The following is a 19,126-nucleotide window of genomic DNA, read 5'->3' as shown; positions in this document are numbered from 1 at the left end:
AGGAGGCGTCACAATGGGGAAAGAACCGGTGACAGAGCAATTCTTTATAGATAAATTATCCGAGGCCAAGGATCATTTCGAGCGTGCGCTGGATTGTAAACACACGGAGTTCGACGATCTGTATCCCTATATGATTGAACATCCTCAATTTTTCTGGTACAAACGTTATGTAGCCTGGTCGGAACTTTTGACAATCACAGGTTTGTGTAAAGAACTGGATTTCAACTGGAAACAGAACTTCAGTGATCATCAGGTTGAATATCTGGAAGAACGTGTGATGTCCGCTAAAGTTCTTGATTTCTGGTTTGAGAAGAATGAAGCGCTGATATAGTATCTTCATAAGACATACAGAGTTGCTTTCTAGTAAGGAACTGAGGCCCAGATGATTTATCATTCGGGCCTTTTTCATGAGTGAATTGCGGGAGACAATGGACAAGCTAACTAACGGAGAGAGGGGAGTATTACCACATGATCAGTGATGAACAGCTGGATGCGTACCGGATATCCGGAGAGAAAATACGTGTCGTACGTGATGCGTTGGAGAGCAATGACGTCAAGGGTATTGTATTGGCCTGGGACGAGTCACAGGTGATGGTGCGCCGTCCCAATAAGCGGGTAGTGAAGCTTGACCGTAATTACGTGTATCAGCCTTTCTCGGAGCCTAGACAAGATCCGGACAATATATAAGCAACTCACAGCATGACAGCCCTTGTCCGGTTATGGATAAGGGCTGTCATTATTATTTATATACTTCATTATGCTATTAGATGGACATAGCCATCTGTTCGACGCTGTCTTCCTTAGGGAGAACGGCGAGCTCGGGATTTAATCCGAGATAAGCGCGCATACGCAGCATCATTTCATTGCGGAATCCAGGCCACAGGATGTTGATCTCTCCCACATAACCGCGGCAGGCATACTGTGCTTCAACGCCTCGCTGATCCTGGCGGATGGTGGTGATCTTCAAATGATGTGAAGCCAGCTCACGGGTTACCTCTTGCAGCATTAGCGAGGTCTTCTTGGTTGCACTGGAGACCAGTTCCATGTAAAGCTGTGGCGTCTTAAACAGACCACTCTTGCCGATCACCCGGCAATCCCGTTCAAATACTTTATGAATAAACGTTAGCAGCAGATAGCTTCTGACAAGGGACAATTCGTCTTTGGTTATATCTTCAGGAATAGCTGGTGTGATTAGTGTACTTCTCTTGGTAGTCGCCATTATAAATCACCTCATTTATATTATGCGAACCCTTGTTCTTATTATACCTCTTATTCATCAATAAAAGCAATATTTAACCAAAAATTAATGAAACCAACGAAAAGTCAAAAAAGATTGACACTGATTTCTCAGTATGATATGATCTATCTTGTGACCGCGAAAGCGAGTCATCATAATATGCGGTCATGGCGGAATTGGCAGACGCGCTGGCTTCAGGTGCCAGTGGTAGCAATATCGTGGAGGTTCGAGTCCTCTTGACCGCATCGTGCTTTACAAAGAAAACCCTTCTTAGGAAGGGTTTTTTCTTTTGAAATATAAGGAATTATATGCTTCACGCTATACTCGCTGAAACGGATACCTTCCTTTTGAGGACGGAAGAGCTGTTTCCACTTGTCTGGTTTAGTATATTTAGGCGAATTGAACGTGTCGCCGGCGTTAATTGCCTTTTCTCCCGGATGCCTATTGATTTCAAGGAATAAAAATGTTATTTTATGACTATAAAATCAAAAACAGTCATATAGTATTAAGGAGGCGGCATGGCGAAGAAATTTAGCGATAAAGAAAAGGAAATGATACAGGAAAGGCTCCTAAGCAAGGCTGAGATATGCTGGGGAAAGTATGGAATTAAAAAAACCAGCGTGGACGAGCTTGTCAGAATGGCGGGTATTTCAAAAGGTGCATTTTATTTATTTTATCCATCAAAAGAACTGCTTTTTTTCGATGTTCTTAAAAGCGTTGATAAACGTATAAAGAATGCAATGCTTGAAGCATTAAAAACCTCTAATGAGCCCCCAAAGCAGAGTTTTATCCAAGGTCTTATGCAAATGTTTAAAGAGGTCCAGAAAAACCCGTGGATTCTAAATCTTCAAAACGGTGATTACGAGCTTCTGATCCAAAAGCTGCCGGAAGAAACTGTTAAAGAACATCTATCGGATGACGAGGACGAAATCTCAATGCTCTTAAAGTACCTTGAGGTTGAATGTGATATAGGTTTTGTATCCTCTGCGATGAGGGCGATATTTTTCACGGTACTTCATAAAAATGAGATTAGCGGAGAGCATCATGAAGAAGTGGTGCATTTCTTTATCGAAAGTCTTGCGGAGAGGATTTTTGAAGGGAGGGTGGAGCGATGAAGTCAATCTATAAAAGTCCCTTGGGTAAAGAAAAAATACTTCGCATCTATGACAAGCTGCAATCCCGGCTGGATACGAAATTTGAGAGCCGATACGTGGATACGCGATTTGGCAAAACCCATATTTTAGTCGGGGGTGATGAAACAGCACCACCCTTAATCTGCTTTCACGGAGGAAATGTAGTCAATCCAATAACGCTTAAGTGGTTTGAACCTCTGTCGAAGATCTATCGTATTTATGCACCAGATACCATCGGACATCCGGGCAAAAGTGCTGAAATCCGGCTCAATCCCAAAACAAATGAATACGCTGAGTGGGTTTGTGATCTTATGGATGGTCTGGGTCTAACGAAGGCGAAATTTATTGGACCCTCGTACGGAGGCGGAATACTTATACGTTTGGCTGCCTACGCACCTGAGCGTATTGAAAAAGCAGTATTTCTTGTACCTTCAGGTATTGCGGGAGGTAAAATGCTCGGCATGATGAGGAAGATACTCATTCCGCTTGCTATATATAAAGTTATTTCTACCGATAAAAATTTGTACAAGGCTTGTGCAGCAATGTTCGATGATGAAATCCATGAGGATTTGTTGTTGCAGATACAATACATATATGATTATGTCCGGTTGGAAACGGTATTTCCCAAGTATGCTACCAAGGAAGAATTGATGGCGTACACCGCACCTTCCTTACTAATTGTCGCTGATCAAGATATATTTTTCCCTGCTGAACAGGTTGTTCCAAGGTCGAAAAAGATTTTTAACCATCTGCAAAAAATTGTTGTCCTGGAAAATGCAAGCCATTTTCAAAACAACAGAAACCTTGAAACTATAGTTAAGGAAATAGAGAATTTTTTTGAATAGTTCTGCCCGTATTGGCAGGCTCTTGATTTGGCTGTGATGCCGTCAAGGGCCTTTTTTATATTTAATAGAGCTTATAAGCAAATGGAAAGTGTACTTTACATTGGAAAAGGTGAATGTTATTATTATGGAAAGTTAACTTTCCGTAATGAGTGAGGTGAAAGCATGGAAAACAGACTGGAGCAGCTTCGCAAGGAGCGGGGGATTAAGCAAGAGGAGCTTGCCGAGGCATTAGAAGTTTCGCGGCAGACCATTGGTTCGCTCGAAAATGGGAGATATAATCCGTCCATTATTCTAGCCTTTAAAATTGCCCGCTATTTCAAGCTGGCCATTGAAGATATTTTTATCTATGAGGAGGAATCGGAATGAAAATGAACAAGACAGTTTGGCTGTTTACTATTCTGCTGCTACTTGGAGGTATTTTGACTGTGGTCGGCCTTCTGGTGATTGATGAAAGTACAGAAAAGCTTGCCGGAATATGTGTGGGGATAGGCTCGGGGCTGTTCAGTATGAGTGCCGCTAATCTTATCGTTCAAGGGTATTACCGGAAGCATCCCAAGCTCAAAAAGCAGGCTGTGATTGATTTCCGCGACGAACGCAATACAGCTATCCGGATGAAAGCCAAGGCCAAAGCCTTCGATATTATGTTTATGGTTATGATTGCACTGCCGTTTCTGTTTATCTTTGCAGGGATTTCTCTATGGGTGGTGTTGACCACCATTGGCCTTTATTTATTTGGCTATTTTACGCAGCTCTTCTACACGATTAAATACAGCAAACAGATGTAGCCTATATGGGAGAAGCGGGAATACAAGGAGTTACTTAACACTGGAGGAAGATCACAATGGTTGATGCTGCAAAGAACAGGATGCATTGGGAATTTACTTATATTTTTTTTCTTACGGTGCTTATAACGACATTGGCGGGAATTGTTCGTGAGTTGCCGCATGCGATTGCCATTGCCGGATTCACAGCTGCGTTAGCAGCAAATATTTGGATCTGGAAGAAGAGGATCAGCCGGACTGTTATTTATCTGCACAATGGTTTGAACATCGTCTGCGCACTTTTTCTGGCGCATATGCTGTCAGCCTACGTATTCGTGTCGGAGAGTGCGATCATTGGTGCTGCTCTCGGAGTGGTGGTAATGGATGTGTTTAGTTTCACCAAGAGAGGGCGGTTCACGCTTAATGCCAAACTAATAGGACAAAACAATACAGCTGCGCGGTTGTCTATTTGTCTTCCGGTTCCCGGAAAGCGGGGGCTGATCCCGCTCATCGGCGTGGGGGATTTGGTCTATTATTCGATGCTGACAATGGTAGCATTGAAATCGGACAGTGAGTTTGCCCTGTTATTTGCAGTACTGCCCATTCTGGGAGGGCAGCTGCTGAACATTGCCGTCATTTTTGCTGTAAAAGATAAAAAGGGATTCAAAGGCTTCCCGGCAACCTTAATGCCCGGATTGTTGTTTATTGCTTTTTATATTACAGGTATCCCGGCATAAAAAGCGGCTTCCAGACCTCAGGAACCCTTTCGGGGTCGGAGCAATATACCGTCTGGAGATAGCGGCTTACCGGAGTCAATTGCTGTTCAACCAGCACTTCTTTGATCTCGGAAGGTTTGGTTGGGATCGAATGTCCGGCAGCTTCCATGAAACGTTCAATGGGCAGCAGCATCCCGCAGCTCTTGCGGTAAGACATCCGGTGCGGATACCGCGGGGAGCTTCCGGAGTCATATTTGGACAGCCTGATATGCTCGAAATGATCACTCAGCAGTTCATAGGCGGAGAATTTCAGGATGGCAAAATGTTCCATGGGTTCTCTGCGGGAGTACATAGCAGCCATGGCAAGACAATCACGCTCTGTCGGCCACAGGAAGACATGCCGGTCAAGGCAGGCGCGGAATTGCTCCGGCGTTGTTTCCGGGTCCATGGCCTCAGGCGTGATCCGCAGATGGGCATTTAACCAGACTGAGCGGCCTTGATAGCGGGACTGCTGCAGCGTCGTCCGGTGCACACCGCATGCATGCTCAGGGTCTAAAAGCACGGATGCGGCCAGTCTGTCCAGTCCGGCAATAGCCGGAAGATTGCGTGCTCTGGTGAAATGGTAGAGCGAGCGTCTTAACGGGCTTTTAGTGATAGCTGCTAGGGTGGTTGTTATCATATTGGCATTTTGTCCTTTGCGGTAGGCGGATATTCTTCAACGGCCTATTGTTTCTTAAGACGCCGGTAATACAGCCAGGTTCTGCCCGCGAACGACCCGAAAAGGAGAATGCTGATGAACATAAGCGAAGTAATCCATGCCCGGGAAGCGGTGATTCCGTCATTTAGCATGCCATCAATAAATGCCCCCAAATTCACGCTATAGAGCAGAAGCATCGGGAGGAATAGCGCAGTGTAGCTGATGGCGATTTTTCGGGCGTGCTTTAAGCGGTGGAATTGATCGCTGTATATTTCAGGGCGCTCAGCGCCTTCCGAATATTCCCGGCTCCAGATCGTCCATTTCTGCAAGGAGGAGAGGGAACTGTAGACGTTCTTCCAGCCGGCTTCCCTATGCAGCTCCAAATAACCTTCATCGGAAATCACTTGATAGTCGGCATGATAGTTCATCCGCCGAGGGCTGCCTTTGCAGAAATAGAACAGCGTTCCGCCTAAACCGATTTTACACAGATTAAATCCAAGCCGTTCTTTGTTCTCAAGCCACTGCTCCAGCCGGTCCGGAGCGTACATCCAGCCTAGTTTGATCCGGATGATCTTGGGTCCGGTAGGATTGGGCTGTACGTCAAGTTCGTAGCTGTCTTGATTGTCGCCGCGTAATGTTTTATTGGCTGTCCTGATCTTGATAACGGAATAGACCGCAAGTACCAGCAGAGCGATGGCGAAGGCTGCAGCGATACAGGTAACCAGCCACATGGGGCTTTTCACTACCCGGAGGGGCGTATCCTGGGAAAGGGAAAAACCTATCGTGATTAGCGGAATTAGTGCAATTAATAACAAATAAACGATAATCGCTATGAAAAAATAAGAAATCTTCCGGTTTCGCTTGATTGCTTCCTTACGGGAGGGGTAGGCATTGATTTGGCCGGGCTGCCGTTCATTGGCATAAATGGTCCACTTGCCTTGATGCACGTTCCTAGTCCAGCCCTCAGCAGCCAGATAGGTGGACAAGGAGGTTTGAGCTGATGGAGCATACCCGATTTGATAGGTAATGTTGCCCGGCTTACCCTGCCGGAAAATAAACCGCCGAAGTTTAATATTCCATCCTTCAAGCAGCCATCCCTGGCTGGCCATCCCGGTCAGCCAGGTTTCTGTTTTGAGTAAGTCGTAGCTCCAGAAAGGCCGAAATACAGTCTTCATAAGAATTCCTCCTCGCAGTTAATCGCATTGTTGTGCAGTTCTTTCAATCTGCCAATTTCTACGGTCATCACTTTTTTTCCAAGCTCCGATACCTCATATACCGTTTTTCTCTCTTCATCGGCAAATACGGTGATCAAGCCGTCTTTGTTCATTTTGGTCAATGTTCCATAGACCGTACCTGACCCCAGTCTGAGCCGTCCGCCTGACAATTCTTCAACATGCTTGATGATTCCGTATCCGTGGCGCGGTTTGGTCAGGGACAACAGAATGTAGAATGCTGTCTCGGTCATCGGCACGTACTTTTTAAGTGCTTTTTCAATGGAGGACACCAAAATCACCTTTTTCACAAAATATATGTCTCATCGTGACTATGTCATAACGTGACTATATCACGACGTGACTTATTATGCAAAGAAACTTTCCCGGGAAATAAGAAATGAGGGGGATTACAATCCATTAATCCTGCTTTGTATTATTTTTGCAGGAGAATATCTTAATCGGTTGAAATTTTTTACAATGAAATAAGGTATTTAATTCTGTGAAACAAATAATCTCATATAGAGAGGAACTGATACTATGAAAACATTAGTCATTGTGGATGATGAGCCCTCGGTGGTGAACGGGCTGCGCACTTATGTAGACTGGGCGGCACAAGGGATTCAATTGATCGGAACCGCGGATGACGGAGATACAGGGCTTACGCTCATACGTGAGCTTAGGCCGGATATTGTGCTGACGGATGTGCAGATGCCTTCCATGGACGGAATTACGATGGCTGCGGAGGTCCGTGCGCTGCTGCCGGATGCCAAAATTGTGTTCATCAGCGGGCACAACGATGCAGAGTATTTGAAATCGGCGCTGCAGATGCATGCGGCTGATTATATTTTCAAACCAGTCAGCAGGAAAGAATTGTACGCCGTGATGGGAAAAGTGACTGCTGCACTGGATGCGGAGAGGCGGGAGCAGGACCGGGTGAAGGAAATGCAGGTTAAGCTAACCCAGAGCATGCCGCTGCTGCGCGAGAAATTTCTGCTGTCGGTGGTCAGCGACAACATCAACATGGCCCAGGTTCAGGATAAACTGCAATTTCTGGGACTGTCGCTGCTCTCTGCGGACAGCTATATCATTATGGTCATCGTAATTGATGATGTTCCGCAGGTAATGGATTCACGCAGTGAGCGGGATAAACAGCTTTTGTCCTATACGGTGCTGAATATCATTCAAGAGTTAACGGATAAGCAAATGCGCGGTGTGACGTTTGAGAAGGAGCCGGGAGAGTATGTCGGCATTTTGTTGACCCGTTCTTTTGGAGGGCAGGAGGCGGACCGGGAGATCAAACCGGAGCTGTCAGCTGACCGCTCTCCCGAGAACGAATTGCTGCTGCTGGCGGAATCGATCCGCGACAATCTGCGGAAATGGCTGAAGCTGAGCGTAACTATCGGGGTGGGGGATGGAGTAGGCAGCCTTTCTGAGGTGCCGGCCTCTTATAAGCAGGCAAGAGCTGCCGCCGACCAGAAATGGTATCTGGGTAAAAATCGCATTCTGACGATGGACAACATTGAGTCCGGAGAGAATCTGCGTTACCGATTTGAGCCGGAATGGAGCGAACGCGTAATCACTGCCCTTAAGTCAGGCGATCAAAACCGGCTGCAGGGGGAATTGAGTGGTATCTTTGGCCTGCTGGAGCAGAACCGGGGGCAGGGCTCCCGTTACGCGCAGAATGTCAGTCTCCACCTGATCCTGCAGTCCAGCCAGGTGCTGATAGAGCTGAACGGCATGACGGCAGAGTGGGAGCAACGGGAAATGGAAGCCTGGAAGCTGGTTATGCGCCAGGAAACGATACAGGATTTGCTGCGGTATACGGAATCGTATTTGCGGCATGTCTGTGATTTTGTGGAGGCCAAACGCAGCGGAAAGTCCAGTGAGGTCATTGAACGGGTCCGCCGCCTGATCGGAGAGCGCTATGCGGACAATTTGACGATCGCCGATATTGCAGCAGGCGTATATCTCAGTCCTACCTATGTAAGGCTGCTGTATAAGCAGGAAACGGGTGAAACCGTGTTTGAATATTTGACCAAAGTACGGATTGAAAAGGCGAAAACGCTGCTGAGAGATCCGCAGAACAAATTTTACGAGGTCTGTTATGCCGTAGGTTATACCGATCCCAGCCATTTCAGCAAACTGTTCAAAAAAATGACCGGGAGCACACCCAGCGCCTACAGAGAACAGCAAAATTAGAACTTGTGCCTCCCAAGGGCGATACGACAAAAAGGCCGGAGAAATGAGGTGTCACCTTTATGAAACTGGGATGGAGCTATCTGACTGGACTTGGACAGGGGATTCTGGCCGCAAGAAAGTGGCTGCTTGTCTATGCCTTGCTAATCTTGCTGCCGGTGTCTATTTTACTGGCCTCCTTCTATCAGCGGTCTAGTGAAATTCTGGAACAGGAAGTTACCCGTTCGATGCAGCTTACACTTAAGCAGGCTGGACTGAATTTAACCTACAAGCTGGAACACATCCGCGACAGCAGCAATTCGGTGTTTATGAATCAAATCCTCTACGATAATCTGCTCCAGAAAGCCAGTATCACGGAGCAGCTAAAACAAATTAAGGAGCTCCGCAATCTGGCGGAAACCGCGCAGGAGAATGAGGATATTTTCCGCCTGCGTTTTTTTGTTGATCCTTCCCGCCTGTATGCCGGAGACCGGATTAATCTGTATGCCCTCGAGGATGCAAAGAGATATCCATGGTATGAATCGGTGATAGAGGCCGGCGGGGGGATGGTATGGACCGGTGTTTACCAGGAGAAGTATAACGACATTGGTAAAAAAAATATTTTTTCCGTTGCCCGGATGCTGCGCAATCCCCAGGAATATGAAGAGATTGTGGGTATTCTCGTGATGGATGTGTCCGAGGGTCTGATCGGGGAGATTATGTCGGAGCTGCAGTTCTCGGACAAGTATACGCCGTATCTAACCGATGCCAGCGGCAGATTGATCTACAGTTCAGATAGTGCCGGTCTGAATAAGTTGGATAACAAACCAGGAAACCTGCAACAGGACGCGGATGTCCTGCCTGAAGAGCTGCTTGACACCATCGAACACTCGGGGGAAGGCATCCTAAAGCATTCGATTGGCCGTGAAGAAGTGAACGTAGTGTACACCACCATCGGAACGACTGGCTGGAAGCTGGTCGCACAGGTATCGGAGCCTGAGATTTCGCATAGGGCTACTGCGATGAATCAGTTCACCAGTATTGCTACACTAGCGGGAATTACGGTTTTGTTCCTTGTACTGGTCTTTGTGCTCTTCATGTTCATGATTCAAGGCATGCAGCGCAGAGTGCAGATGATTCTCAGAATGATCCGCAAGGAAGGGATCGGCTGGCTGGAGGACCGCCGCTCCATGCCTGATGGTGATTTCCGGCTGCTGGAGCGCAGCGTGGACCATCTCATTCACAAGGTTAATAACCTGATGGAAGAATCGTATCAGGCCAAGATGCAGGAGCGGGAGGCTCAGCTCCGCACACTTCAGGCGCAGATCAATCCCCATTTCCTGTATAATGCTCTGGATATGATCAACTGGTCAGCCATTGCCCATGACGCCGAGGACACGAGCCAGATGATTGAAGCGCTGGCCCGTTATTTCCGGCTCAGCCTGAACCAGGGGCGCGACAACGTCAGCATTGTGGATGAGCTGAACCTGGCCAAGGTATTTCTGGAGATTCAGCAGAACCGCTTTCCGTCCACGTTTACGTTCAACATTCATGCTGAACCGGGGCTTGAACAATATATGATGCCGAAGCTGACGCTGCAGCCTCTGGTGGAGAACGCTCTGCTTCACGGCATCCGCAAGACGAAGCAAAAACAAGGAGTGATCATAATTACCGCAGCTTTTGAACAGGGAGATATTGTACTCACAGTCTCTGATGACGGAATCGGTATGAGTCAGGAGCAGGCCAACCGTCTGCTGACCGAGCCGTCTGCCGGGCTTCAGCCGGGCAGTTCAGAGGGTTCGTTTGGGCTCTATAATGTCAATGAAAGAATCCGCTATTTCTCAGGCAACCGGTATGGCTTGTCCATTGAGACGGAGAACGGAAAGGGAACCCTTGTTACTGTGAAATTTAAAGCGGTTTCATCAGAATAGTTTCTGCAGCTTTATTACAGTCACCTGAGACCAGAAATAATCGCTTTACCTCCTACACCAGTACCGGGGTCCATCTTTATAATTAACCCATAAACAGTTGGGGGTGAGTCATCTTGGGCGCAGGTGTCACGGATTTGAACCCGAAGAGCAAGGTTAAGCCAACCAGAATCAGGTCCGCAAGCAGGTGGAGATATGCATGGAGAAACAGGGATTATTATGTACTGCTGATCCCCGGATTATTGTTTCTCCTGCTCTTCAAATATACACCGCTTTACGGGGTGCTGATTGCTTTTCAGGATTTCAACATTTTTGAAGGCATTAAGGGCAGCGAGTGGGTAGGGCTGGAGCAATTTCATAAGCTGATCCAGTCGGAAGAATTCGGAAGGGTGTTTATGAATACGCTGTTAATCAGCGTTTATAAAATTGTGATCCTTTTTCCGGTTCCTATCTTCATCGCGCTGGTGCTGAACGAGGTTCGGCTGATGTTCTTCAAACGGACGATTCAGACGATCATTTATCTTCCGCATTTTCTGTCTTGGGTCATTATCTCTGGCTTATTCGTGACCATCCTCTCCACATCGGGCGGGCTGGTCAACAACATCATCCAGTGGTTTGGCGGAGAGCCGGTCAGTTTTTTTGTCAGCAATGAGTATTTCCGCAGTCTCGTGGTGTTTACCGCAGGCTGGAAGGAAACGGGCTGGAATGCCATCGTCTTCATTGCCGCCATTGCCGGTATTGATCAGGAGCAATATGAAGCGGCTGCCATTGATGGGGCGGGCAGAATCCGCCGGATGCTGCATATTTCCATTCCGGGAATTCTGCCGACGGTGGTGCTGATGTTCATACTCCGTCTCGGTTCAGTACTCGACGCGGGTACAGAGCAAATTCTCACAATGTACAATCCGGTGGTATATGAAACAGCTGATGTCATCGGAACCTTCGTGTACCGGATCGGTCTTGGCAAGATGGACTACAGCTTCAGTACAGCAGTCGGGCTGTTTAACTCCGTCGTCGGTTTCATCCTGATTGTCTCAGGCAACTACATCAGCCGCAAGCTGCTTAAGCGCGGAATCTGGTAATCCGGGAAGGGAGAGAAGATAACAATGACCAAACGAACCAAAGGAGATCTGGTGCTCGATATCTCCGTGTATGTCTTCCTGATCGCCCTGGGGATTATTATGCTTCTGCCGCTGCTGAACGTGTTATCCAAATCGGTCAGTGAAGAATGGGCAATCACTTCCGGCAAGGTGGGCATCCTGCCTGTGGGCTTCCAGCTTGACACTTTGAAGGAGGTTATTTCCTCCTCGATGTTCATACGCGCCTTTTGTGTATCCATCGGTGTCACTGTAGTAGGAACGGCTATTTCGATCCTGATGACCGCACTTACCGCGTACCCGTTATCCAAACGTAATCTGCCGGGTATTTCCTTCATTATGGTGCTGTTCATCTTCACTATGCTGTTCAACGGAGGGCTGATTCCCAATTATCTGCTGATGCGCCAGCTGCATTTGATCAACAATCTATGGGTGCTGATTCTGCCCGGGATGATCAGTGTCTTTAATATGCTGGTTATCAAGAGTTACTACGAGAGTCTTCCCGAAGCGCTGGAGGAATCGGCACGGATTGACGGTGCCAAGACGTACACTATCCTGTTCCGGATCATCCTGCCGCTCAGCATGCCGGTTATCGCCACCATTGCCCTGTTCTATGCCGTGGGCTTCTGGAATGATTATTTCGGCCCGATGATCTATATCAACGATACCGCGCTTAAGACTTTGCAGCTGTATCTGCAGGATGTCGTAATGGATGCCAGTGCGGCCAATGCTGTGAACAAAAGCGTGGACGATCTCATGAATATGTCACCTGAAGGCATACGCGCAGCGACTGTGGTAGCTTCCACTGTCCCGATCCTGTTTGTGTATCCGTTTCTGCAGAAGTATTTTATCAAAGGGGTGCTGATCGGCTCTGTAAAAGGCTGATTTTGTCCCCGCAGCTTGCGCTATGAAGCCGCTCTTTGACAGAGCGTTTCATATACAGCATCACCCCATACAATTGGAGGAGGGTTATAAGGATGAAATATAGAAAAGGATTGTCTCTCATGATGTGCACCGGGCTGCTGCTTGCAGCAACGGCCTGCGGTTCATCGGGTAACAATGGTAACAAAGAGAGCAAGGGAATAGAGGAGGGGGCAAAGGCTCCGGCGTCTACAACCGCTGCAATAACTGAAAGCGATTCCAAACCTGAGCTGAAATCGCTCAATCTGTGGTCAAAGGATGATTACAACACGTATCCGCTTGCCAAAGTGATTGAAGAACAGACCGGCTACAAGGTGAAATACGAAATGCTACCGGCAGACAAAGCGATGGATAAGCTTAACCTGCTGATTTCCTCCGGTGAGCCTTATGACGTTATTACCATTTCCGGTGAAAAAGCCGTGTATACCGATTATGCCAAAATGGGTGCGCTGGTGGATCTGGGACCGCTAATTGATGAGTTTGGACCCAATATTAAAGCGTCCATCTCAGAGGCGTCCTTTGATGCCATGAAGGTAGATGGCAAACTGTACGCGATTCCGAACAGCTCTTCGCAGTTTGCCGGGGCCGATCTGATGATCCGCCAGGATTGGCTCGATAAGCTGGGGCTAAAGATGCCGACGACGCTGGATGAATTTACAGCAGTGCTCAAGGCGTTTAAGGAAAAAGATCCCGGCGGTAACGGCAGCAACGGCGCACCGATGTCCATTGACGGTGCTCTCGCAACGACAGCCAATATTACCGGTGCATTCGGAATTGGCACAAGCTGGAACCAGGTCGACGGCAAACTGGTGCCGACACCGCTGCACCCGGGATTCAAGGAATATTTAACTTATATGTCCGATTTGTATAAGCAGGGTCTTCTGGACAAGGAATTTGCAGTGAACAAGGATGCTACCCTGAAGGAGAAGTTCACCAGCGGCAAGGTGGGTGTAATTCAGCTTCCCTGGTATGACATTCCGGGCATTGCTGATGCGCTGGCTGCAAATTTCCCGGATGCCAAGTTTGCTTACCTTCCTGCCTTAAAAGGGAAAGACGGGCAAATGGGCCTCGGGATGAGCGGCGGGTTCGACCGCATTACCTTTATTCCGAAATCTGCCAAACATCCTGAAGATGCAATTAAATGGATCAATGCCAAGCTGGAGAAAGAAACGTTCAAGCTGATCGCCATCGGAGAGGAAGGCAAACATCATACGTTTAAAGATGGCATGTACAGCCCGATTCTGCCGCTGTTCACGGATGAACGGGGCAATGCAAGCAACTATCTGACCGGTATCGATGAAAAGCTGTATCCAATCTATTGGCAGGCCCGTGTCCAGAAGGATGCACGTCTGTTTGCCGGCTTCTCCTTCCTTAACAATGAGCTGCCTGCAGAGGCCAGAATCTCTGATCCGCTTGCGCTGGCTCCATCCCTGCCGGAATATTCCAAGAGCAATGCTTCACTGGGTCAGATGATCAATGATTTTGCCGTCAAGGTAATCGTAGGTGAGGAGACCCCTGAGGCGGTAACAACCTTTGTTGAAAAGTACAATGCCGCTGGCGGAGAAGCGAGTGTCAAAGAAGTTAATGACTGGTATGCGGCATCCGCTAAATAAAAGGCTGAGTGTTTGGAGGAAAATAGAATGAAAACCTACAGGATGCGGAGCAATAAAGTTCCGCTCCAGGACAACTGGGATGTGATCGTTGTGGGCGGCGGCCCTGCGGGCTGCACGGCCGCCGCCGCCGCCGCGCGTGAAGGGGCAAGAACACTGCTGATTGAAGCGACGGGAAGCCTTGGCGGAATGGGAACCTCGGGACTGGTGCCGGCATGGTGTCCATTCTCCGACATGGAGACCATCATCTATAGAGGGCTGGCGATGAAAGTATTTGAAGCCCTGAAAGCTCAGATGCCGCATGTTGACAAGGATGCCATGGACTGGGTGCCGATTGAACCGGAGAAGCTGAAGGTCATCTATGATGAGCTGGTTCAAGAAGCTGGTGTAACTGTATTGTTCCAGACCCTGCTTGGCTCTGTGGAAACCGGTGAAGACGGCAGGGTGGAAGCACTGATTACGGCCAGCAAAAGCGGCCTGCAGGCTATGCAGGCCAAGGTATATATCGACTGTACAGGAGATGCCGATGTTGCGGCTTGGGCAGGGGCGGAATACCTCAAGGGCGATACCGGAACCGGTGACCTCATGCCGGCCACGCACTGCTTCAACCTCGGGAATGTGGATGAATATGCTTATCTGAACGGACCGCTGCTGCATGGCAATAATAAAACCAGTCCGATCTATGACATTCTGCGGTCCGGCAAATATCCGATGATCCCGGATTCGCATATCTGCAACAATATGATTGCTCCCCGTACGGTAGGCTTTAACGCCGGCCATTTATGGGAAGTGGACAACACGGATGCCTTTTCGGTATCGGCTGCACTGATGCAGGGAAGGAAACTTGCCGCAGTTTACAGGGAGGCGCTTGCCGAGTTTATGCCGGCATCCTTCGGCAGCTCTTTTGTGGCCAGTACAGGTTCGTTAATGGGAGTGCGTGAGACAAGAAGAATTACCGGGGATTACGTACTAAGTGTGGAGGATTATGTGAACCGACGCAGCTTCGCGGATGAAATCTGCCGCAATAGCTATTTCATTGATATCCATGGGACGGAAAAGGAAGAGAAGCAGGCTGGAGGCAAGCAGGAAGTCATTAAACGTTACGGTCCGGGCGAATCGCATGGCATTCCTTACCGTTGTTTGACCCCGCGGACGTTGAGAAACGTCCTGGTCGCCGGGCGTTCCATCTCCTGTGTGCGCGAGGTCCAAGGCAGTGTCAGGGTGATGCCGGTCTGTCTGGCCATGGGCGAAGCCGCCGGGATTGCCGCAGCACTGGCAGTGAAGCTTCCTGACAATGACGTGCATGCGGTGGATATCCCTACCTTGCGCAGACGTCTGCAAGAAGAAGGAGCATACCTTCCCGAGATAGCCGGGGCAGACTCCGCCAAACCGCACGATGAAGCGAAGAATGGTGTAGTCTAAAATGCCTCAGCCTCACCGGAATCTATTTGCGGATGGGCCTGCGATTGAACAGGAGCGCGTTGATCTCGCCGCCGACCAGTATAATGATTGAACTGATGTACAGCCAGATCAGCAGGATCATGACGCCTCCGAGACTTCCGTAGGTTTTGGTGAAATCGCTGAACTGGTTGACGTAAATGGAGAAGAGAATGGAGGTTATGATCCAGCCGATGGTGGAGAACATCGCGCCGGGCATAACCTCTTTTAGCGTAAGCCTCCGGCTGGGTGCAATCCAGTAGAGCAGAGTGAACACGACGAACAGCACGAACAGCGGGACGATATATTGCAGCAGATCCCATACCTTCTGCAGCCCGTAAGGCAGATCAGCGAGCAGAAAAATCTGTGTCTTCAGCCAGCTCCCCAGTACGAGCAGCAGAATGCTGAGCAGAACAACAACACCAATGATCATGGTGGCCAGGAAAGCAATCCCCCGTATTTTCCAGAACACCCTGCTCTCATCAATATCGTAGGCGCGGTTAAGCCCTTTGATGATGGCATTGATGCCCTTGGAGGCAGCCCACAGCGTGGCCAGCATCCCGAAGGACAGCAGGGCCTCACTCCGTCCCTCGGATACATCCTGCAGAATCTCTTCAATAATAGAGACGGCTTCGGCAGGCATGATCTGCTGCAGCTCCGCAATCCTGTCCTCGATAGAAATATGGGCGTAACCGATCAGTGTCATAATAAAGATCAGGAAAGGAAACAGGGAGAGGATCAGATAATAAGTCAACTGCGCACTGATACCCTGCACATCGTCGAGTTTGATTTTTTGGAACAGCTGCTTCATCAAAGAGAACACACCTGCGGCATCCTTAGTCTTGTTCATAGTTCACTCCTCTACCCGCTTTTTCTTTTATGTTATGCATGTACATATTTTTTAATATTAACATAACCGCAAATTTTCCAACGGTATGCCTTAGGGGCAGAGGCTGAACCAAAGCGGAAACTCCAAATTGTGGATTAGACAAGAGGTGGAACATAGTCTGCGGCGGTTATCGCTCAATAGCTTATTTTACCCGCTACCGTTATTTTGTTCGACTCCTTATCCCAGTAAATAGACTTCTCTGCAATAAACATGATTTTCCTTAATCATAAATTGAGATGCAGAATAATCAACTGAATTCGCCACGATATGGAGCGGAGTGGCCGCATAGATATTTGTTGTGGACAACGGTAATACAAGCAGTAAGGATATAGCCGTTATCAACTTCTTAAACCACAAGTGTAATATCAATGTATCCTTTAGGACCCAGAAATAGAGATTGTACGTCATTGTAAAAATAATGAGTGATGTCATAGCTATCTACATAGCGGGTTTTGTTTAATACAAGTATATACTTTAGCACCAAGGACTTACAGGCCGATCTAATTACCGGAAGGAGAATCATAATGAGTTTGCCGCTTACGGATTACAACAGAATTCGCAGCTGGTTTTACCGCAATGCCCGCCCTTTGGATCTCGCCAGATGGAGGTTCCATTTCGAAGAAGGGCCTTTGTCCGCAGTGTTGGAGGCCTTATCTGCTTATCAGAATGAAGACGGCGGTTTTGGACATGCGCTTGAAGCCGACTCCTGGAATCCGAACTCCACACCGATTCAGACAGCGACAGCGGTAGAGAAGCTGCTGGAGGTTCATTTTGATGACCGGACCCATCCGATCGTTCAAGGGATGATGAGGTATCTGGACAGTGGAGCGGAGATGGATGAAGGTATCTGGAGGAATGTAGTGGACTCCAATAATGATTACCCTCATGCCCCATGGTGGCATACGGATTCGAACAGCACCGCCCGCAGTATGTATAATCCGACAGCAATTCTGGCTGGGGCAATCCTCAAATTTGCCGACAGAGATAGCCGGCTCTATGAACAAGGCATGCAAATTGCCAAAGACTTGGCAGGCAGGTTTCTGGAGCATCCCGATATAGAGATGCATCCGCTGATATGTGTGCTCACGATGCTGGAGTGTATCTCTGCCGCTAAGGTCGAGGAGCATTTCGCTTATCCGCAGCTAATAGTAGCTGCCAGAGCCCAAATCGCAGTGCTGCTGGCACGCGGAGCCGGGGATTGGAACGGATACAGCTGCAGACCTTCTGCATTTATCAAAACACCGGATAGTTTGGGTGCCGCGGATCACGCAGCGCTGGTTCAACAAGAGCTGGACTACATACTGAGCACCCGAAATCCGGAGGGAGTTTGGAATTTGACCTGGAGCTGGGCTGCTTATGAGAAAGAATTTGCAGTCGCCGAAAACTGGTGGAAAGCGAGTATTGCGATTGAAAATTTGCTGCTGCTGCGCGCATTTAAAGGATTGGGCGGCTAAAAGGATTGTGATGAGGATATGGTAAATCAGTCGAACTGACCTCCTAAAATGAAAAATGCAATAATTTTGGTTGTACTACAATTAGTTAGCCACCCCACATTATCAAGAGTTGCTGTAGGCAGGAACATACTCATGTTCATAAATGGCCTGCACTTTTTCCAGAACCTTGCGGCTCTCGGAGGCGAACTTCAGGTTGCTCACCTCGTCTTTGACGAGAAATACTCCGGGCACATGGCTGTGCCTGCCGAAAGCCGCTTTGTACAGCAGACCGGCCCCGTAGCTGGGATGAGGGAAGAACAGCTTGATAATCGGCTTCAGATAAAAAGGTAAACCCGATTTTTTGCCGCTGCGGATCGTATTATTGCCCCCCGGGTCTGCGCTGCGGATCATTATTCCTTCAGCGGCTAGCTGTGTGGAGATTTCTTTGGTCCAGAGTGAAAGCGCCATTTTGGAAGTAGCGTAGGGGCCGAATTTTTTGAAGGATGCTGGACGCTCCAGGGTATCCGGATTAAATTCCTTCAGTGTCAGAACCGCATTGGAGGCAGTATTGATCACCGTTTTATGAGTTCCTTTCAGGAGCAGCACTTTTAGTTCCATCATTATAATGTAGGGGACCACTGTTTGCAGCTCAAAGTGCAGCTCCCGCCCCTGCTTGGAATAACTCAATTCGGCAAAGCTGCCGCCGGCGTTGTTGAACAGCAGATCAATCCGGGGTTCAGCCGCCACAACCTCCCCGAGCGCTTTTCCCAGACTATGAAAATCTGCAAGGTCCGCCTTATAAATCCGCACCCGCTTGCTGCTTAGTGCTTCAAGGATAGGGGCATCTTCTTCGGGAAATCCAGAGCGGATAAGTGCGATCACCTCCCAGCCTTCACCCAGCAGTTTGCGGGTCAATTCCAGGCCAATTCCGTTGTTGGCTCCTGTAATCAGCGCGATTCCGCGCTGTGTTTGTGTTGTCATAGTAATCTCTCCTCAAAGTTCAGTAATAGTGGTCTTAGGCCTGACGGTTGAT

General features: G+C 48.5%; 20 protein-coding genes and 1 tRNA gene. 15 read left to right on the top strand and 6 right to left on the bottom strand.

Features of this window, described 5'->3' with window-relative positions; genetic code table 11:
• Window positions 1-13: 13 nt before the first annotated feature.
• Window positions 14-331: a hypothetical protein gene (locus AC3WT9_RS10010; RefSeq protein ID WP_038589706.1), complete on the top strand. Its 318-nt coding sequence runs from the start codon at window positions 14-16 to the stop codon at window positions 329-331.
• Window positions 332-468: 137 nt separating this feature from the next.
• Window positions 469-687: a hypothetical protein gene (locus tag AC3WT9_RS10005; protein WP_076112335.1), complete on the top strand. Its 219-nt coding sequence runs from the start codon at window positions 469-471 to the stop codon at window positions 685-687.
• 76 nt (window positions 688-763) lie between these two features.
• Here AC3WT9_RS10005 and AC3WT9_RS10000 read toward each other — a convergent pair whose 3' ends face one another.
• A complete protein-coding gene (locus AC3WT9_RS10000; protein ID WP_052091994.1) occupies window positions 764-1,219 on the bottom strand; it encodes a YhjD family protein in 456 nt (151 codons plus the stop codon).
• 179 nt (window positions 1,220-1,398) lie between these two features.
• Here AC3WT9_RS10000 and AC3WT9_RS09995 point away from each other — a divergent pair.
• The 6 genes from AC3WT9_RS09995 to AC3WT9_RS09970 all read left to right on the top strand — a co-directional run bounded on the left by AC3WT9_RS09995 (window position 1,399) and on the right by AC3WT9_RS09970 (window position 4,713).
• Window positions 1,399-1,482 (top strand) — tRNA-Leu (locus AC3WT9_RS09995).
• A 273-nt stretch (window positions 1,483-1,755) separates the two neighbouring features.
• The gene (locus AC3WT9_RS09990; RefSeq protein WP_341091932.1) at window positions 1,756-2,352 is read left to right on the top strand and encodes a TetR/AcrR family transcriptional regulator; all 597 of its coding nucleotides are present in this window, start codon (window positions 1,756-1,758) and stop codon (window positions 2,350-2,352) included.
• Window positions 2,349-3,215 (top strand): alpha/beta fold hydrolase, encoded by an 867-nt coding sequence (locus tag AC3WT9_RS09985; protein WP_341091934.1) that lies wholly within the window; start codon window positions 2,349-2,351, stop codon window positions 3,213-3,215. Before AC3WT9_RS09990 ends, AC3WT9_RS09985 begins: the two co-directional genes overlap by 4 nt.
• Window positions 3,216-3,377: 162 nt before the next feature.
• Window positions 3,378-3,581 (top strand): helix-turn-helix transcriptional regulator, encoded by a 204-nt coding sequence (locus tag AC3WT9_RS09980; protein WP_038589712.1) that lies wholly within the window; start codon window positions 3,378-3,380, stop codon window positions 3,579-3,581.
• Window positions 3,578-4,000 carry a hypothetical protein gene (locus AC3WT9_RS09975; RefSeq protein ID WP_341091936.1) on the top strand — a complete coding sequence of 141 codons (423 nt, stop codon included), beginning with the start codon at window positions 3,578-3,580 and terminating at the stop codon, window positions 3,998-4,000. Before AC3WT9_RS09980 ends, AC3WT9_RS09975 begins: the two co-directional genes overlap by 4 nt.
• A gap of 56 nt (window positions 4,001-4,056) precedes the next feature.
• Entirely contained in the window at window positions 4,057-4,713 is a 657-nt protein-coding gene (locus AC3WT9_RS09970; protein WP_341091939.1) for a hypothetical protein, read from the top strand.
• Here the strand turns inward: AC3WT9_RS09970 and AC3WT9_RS09965 are convergent.
• From AC3WT9_RS09965 to AC3WT9_RS09955, 3 genes are read right to left on the bottom strand one after another with little or no spacing between them, the layout of a single operon-like run.
• Window positions 4,694-5,371 carry a DUF7002 family protein gene (locus AC3WT9_RS09965; RefSeq protein WP_341091941.1) on the bottom strand — a complete coding sequence of 226 codons (678 nt, stop codon included), beginning with the start codon at window positions 5,369-5,371 and terminating at the stop codon, window positions 4,694-4,696. The genes AC3WT9_RS09970 and AC3WT9_RS09965 overlap by 20 nt on opposite strands.
• 44 nt (window positions 5,372-5,415) lie before the next feature.
• Window positions 5,416-6,564 (bottom strand): DUF2812 domain-containing protein, encoded by a 1,149-nt coding sequence (locus AC3WT9_RS09960; RefSeq protein ID WP_341378180.1) that lies wholly within the window; start codon window positions 6,562-6,564, stop codon window positions 5,416-5,418.
• Window positions 6,561-6,854, bottom strand: a complete 294-nt coding sequence (locus AC3WT9_RS09955) for a PadR family transcriptional regulator (RefSeq protein ID WP_052092522.1) — start codon at window positions 6,852-6,854, stop codon at window positions 6,561-6,563. The genes AC3WT9_RS09960 and AC3WT9_RS09955 overlap by 4 nt, the downstream gene beginning before the upstream one ends.
• A 286-nt stretch (window positions 6,855-7,140) precedes the next feature.
• Between AC3WT9_RS09955 and AC3WT9_RS09950 the strand changes: the two genes are divergently transcribed.
• The 6 genes from AC3WT9_RS09950 (at window position 7,141) to AC3WT9_RS09925 (ending at window position 15,756) form a co-directional block, all read left to right on the top strand.
• Window positions 7,141-8,802 (top strand): response regulator transcription factor, encoded by a 1,662-nt coding sequence (locus AC3WT9_RS09950; protein ID WP_341378181.1) that lies wholly within the window; start codon window positions 7,141-7,143, stop codon window positions 8,800-8,802.
• A 59-nt stretch (window positions 8,803-8,861) separates the two neighbouring features.
• A complete protein-coding gene (locus AC3WT9_RS09945; protein WP_492407556.1) occupies window positions 8,862-10,709 on the top strand; it encodes a sensor histidine kinase in 1,848 nt (615 codons plus the stop codon).
• Between the two features lie 167 nt (window positions 10,710-10,876).
• Window positions 10,877-11,788, top strand: a complete 912-nt coding sequence (locus AC3WT9_RS09940) for an ABC transporter permease (RefSeq protein ID WP_341097630.1) — start codon at window positions 10,877-10,879, stop codon at window positions 11,786-11,788.
• 24 nt (window positions 11,789-11,812) lie between these two features.
• Complete coding sequence (locus AC3WT9_RS09935) at window positions 11,813-12,688, top strand: carbohydrate ABC transporter permease (protein WP_038589718.1); 876 nt, start codon at window positions 11,813-11,815, stop codon at window positions 12,686-12,688.
• Between the two features lie 92 nt (window positions 12,689-12,780).
• Window positions 12,781-14,337: an extracellular solute-binding protein gene (locus AC3WT9_RS09930; RefSeq protein WP_492407555.1), complete on the top strand. Its 1,557-nt coding sequence runs from the start codon at window positions 12,781-12,783 to the stop codon at window positions 14,335-14,337.
• Between the two features lie 27 nt (window positions 14,338-14,364).
• Window positions 14,365-15,756, top strand: coding sequence for an FAD-dependent oxidoreductase (locus tag AC3WT9_RS09925; RefSeq protein ID WP_492407554.1), 1,392 nt, complete (start codon window positions 14,365-14,367; stop codon window positions 15,754-15,756).
• 22 nt (window positions 15,757-15,778) lie between these two features.
• Here the strand turns inward: AC3WT9_RS09925 and AC3WT9_RS09920 are convergent, their stop codons facing one another.
• Entirely contained in the window at window positions 15,779-16,621 is an 843-nt protein-coding gene (locus AC3WT9_RS09920; protein WP_341091956.1) for a YihY/virulence factor BrkB family protein, read from the bottom strand.
• A 563-nt stretch (window positions 16,622-17,184) separates the two neighbouring features.
• Between AC3WT9_RS09920 and AC3WT9_RS09915 the strand changes: the two genes are divergently transcribed.
• Window positions 17,185-18,114, top strand: a complete 930-nt coding sequence (locus tag AC3WT9_RS09915) for a hypothetical protein (RefSeq protein ID WP_341091958.1) — start codon at window positions 17,185-17,187, stop codon at window positions 18,112-18,114.
• A gap of 102 nt (window positions 18,115-18,216) precedes the next feature.
• Here the strand turns inward: AC3WT9_RS09915 and AC3WT9_RS09910 are convergent, their stop codons facing one another.
• On the bottom strand, window positions 18,217-19,074 hold the full coding sequence (locus AC3WT9_RS09910) for an SDR family NAD(P)-dependent oxidoreductase (protein WP_492407553.1): 858 nt from the start codon (window positions 19,072-19,074) through the stop codon (window positions 18,217-18,219).
• Between the last annotated feature and the right edge of the window lie 52 nt (window positions 19,075-19,126).

This window comes from Paenibacillus sp. EB106-06-01-XG199 (genome assembly GCF_058791575.1).
The sequence above is the reverse complement of the archived record's forward strand: the minus strand, read 5'-3'. Positions and strand labels throughout refer to the sequence as shown.

Bases quoted from the DNA above. Each gene is read 5' to 3' on its own strand.
- AC3WT9_RS10005 (WP_076112335.1), top strand. From the start codon at position 469: ATGATCAGTGATGAACAGCTGGATGCGTACCGGATATCCGGAGAGAAA.
- AC3WT9_RS09910 (WP_492407553.1), bottom strand. From the start codon at position 19,074: ATGACAACACAAACACAGCGCGGAATCGCGCTGATTACAGGAGCCAAC.
- AC3WT9_RS09925 (WP_492407554.1), top strand. From the start codon at position 14,365: ATGAAAACCTACAGGATGCGGAGCAATAAAGTTCCGCTCCAGGACAAC.
- AC3WT9_RS09960 (WP_341378180.1), bottom strand. From the start codon at position 6,564: ATGAAGACTGTATTTCGGCCTTTCTGGAGCTACGACTTACTCAAAACA.
- AC3WT9_RS09945 (WP_492407556.1), top strand. From the start codon at position 8,862: ATGAAACTGGGATGGAGCTATCTGACTGGACTTGGACAGGGGATTCTG.
- AC3WT9_RS10010 (WP_038589706.1), top strand. From the start codon at position 14: ATGGGGAAAGAACCGGTGACAGAGCAATTCTTTATAGATAAATTATCC.
- AC3WT9_RS09935 (WP_038589718.1), top strand. From the start codon at position 11,813: ATGACCAAACGAACCAAAGGAGATCTGGTGCTCGATATCTCCGTGTAT.
- AC3WT9_RS09985 (WP_341091934.1), top strand. From the start codon at position 2,349: ATGAAGTCAATCTATAAAAGTCCCTTGGGTAAAGAAAAAATACTTCGC.
- AC3WT9_RS09955 (WP_052092522.1), bottom strand. From the start codon at position 6,854: ATGACCGAGACAGCATTCTACATTCTGTTGTCCCTGACCAAACCGCGC.
- AC3WT9_RS09975 (WP_341091936.1), top strand. From the start codon at position 3,578: ATGAAAATGAACAAGACAGTTTGGCTGTTTACTATTCTGCTGCTACTT.
- AC3WT9_RS09990 (WP_341091932.1), top strand. From the start codon at position 1,756: ATGGCGAAGAAATTTAGCGATAAAGAAAAGGAAATGATACAGGAAAGG.
- AC3WT9_RS09980 (WP_038589712.1), top strand. From the start codon at position 3,378: ATGGAAAACAGACTGGAGCAGCTTCGCAAGGAGCGGGGGATTAAGCAA.
- AC3WT9_RS10000 (WP_052091994.1), bottom strand. From the start codon at position 1,219: ATGGCGACTACCAAGAGAAGTACACTAATCACACCAGCTATTCCTGAA.
- AC3WT9_RS09970 (WP_341091939.1), top strand. From the start codon at position 4,057: ATGGTTGATGCTGCAAAGAACAGGATGCATTGGGAATTTACTTATATT.
- AC3WT9_RS09920 (WP_341091956.1), bottom strand. From the start codon at position 16,621: ATGAACAAGACTAAGGATGCCGCAGGTGTGTTCTCTTTGATGAAGCAG.
- AC3WT9_RS09930 (WP_492407555.1), top strand. From the start codon at position 12,781: ATGAAATATAGAAAAGGATTGTCTCTCATGATGTGCACCGGGCTGCTG.
- AC3WT9_RS09950 (WP_341378181.1), top strand. From the start codon at position 7,141: ATGAAAACATTAGTCATTGTGGATGATGAGCCCTCGGTGGTGAACGGG.
- AC3WT9_RS09965 (WP_341091941.1), bottom strand. From the start codon at position 5,371: ATGATAACAACCACCCTAGCAGCTATCACTAAAAGCCCGTTAAGACGC.
- AC3WT9_RS09915 (WP_341091958.1), top strand. From the start codon at position 17,185: ATGAGTTTGCCGCTTACGGATTACAACAGAATTCGCAGCTGGTTTTAC.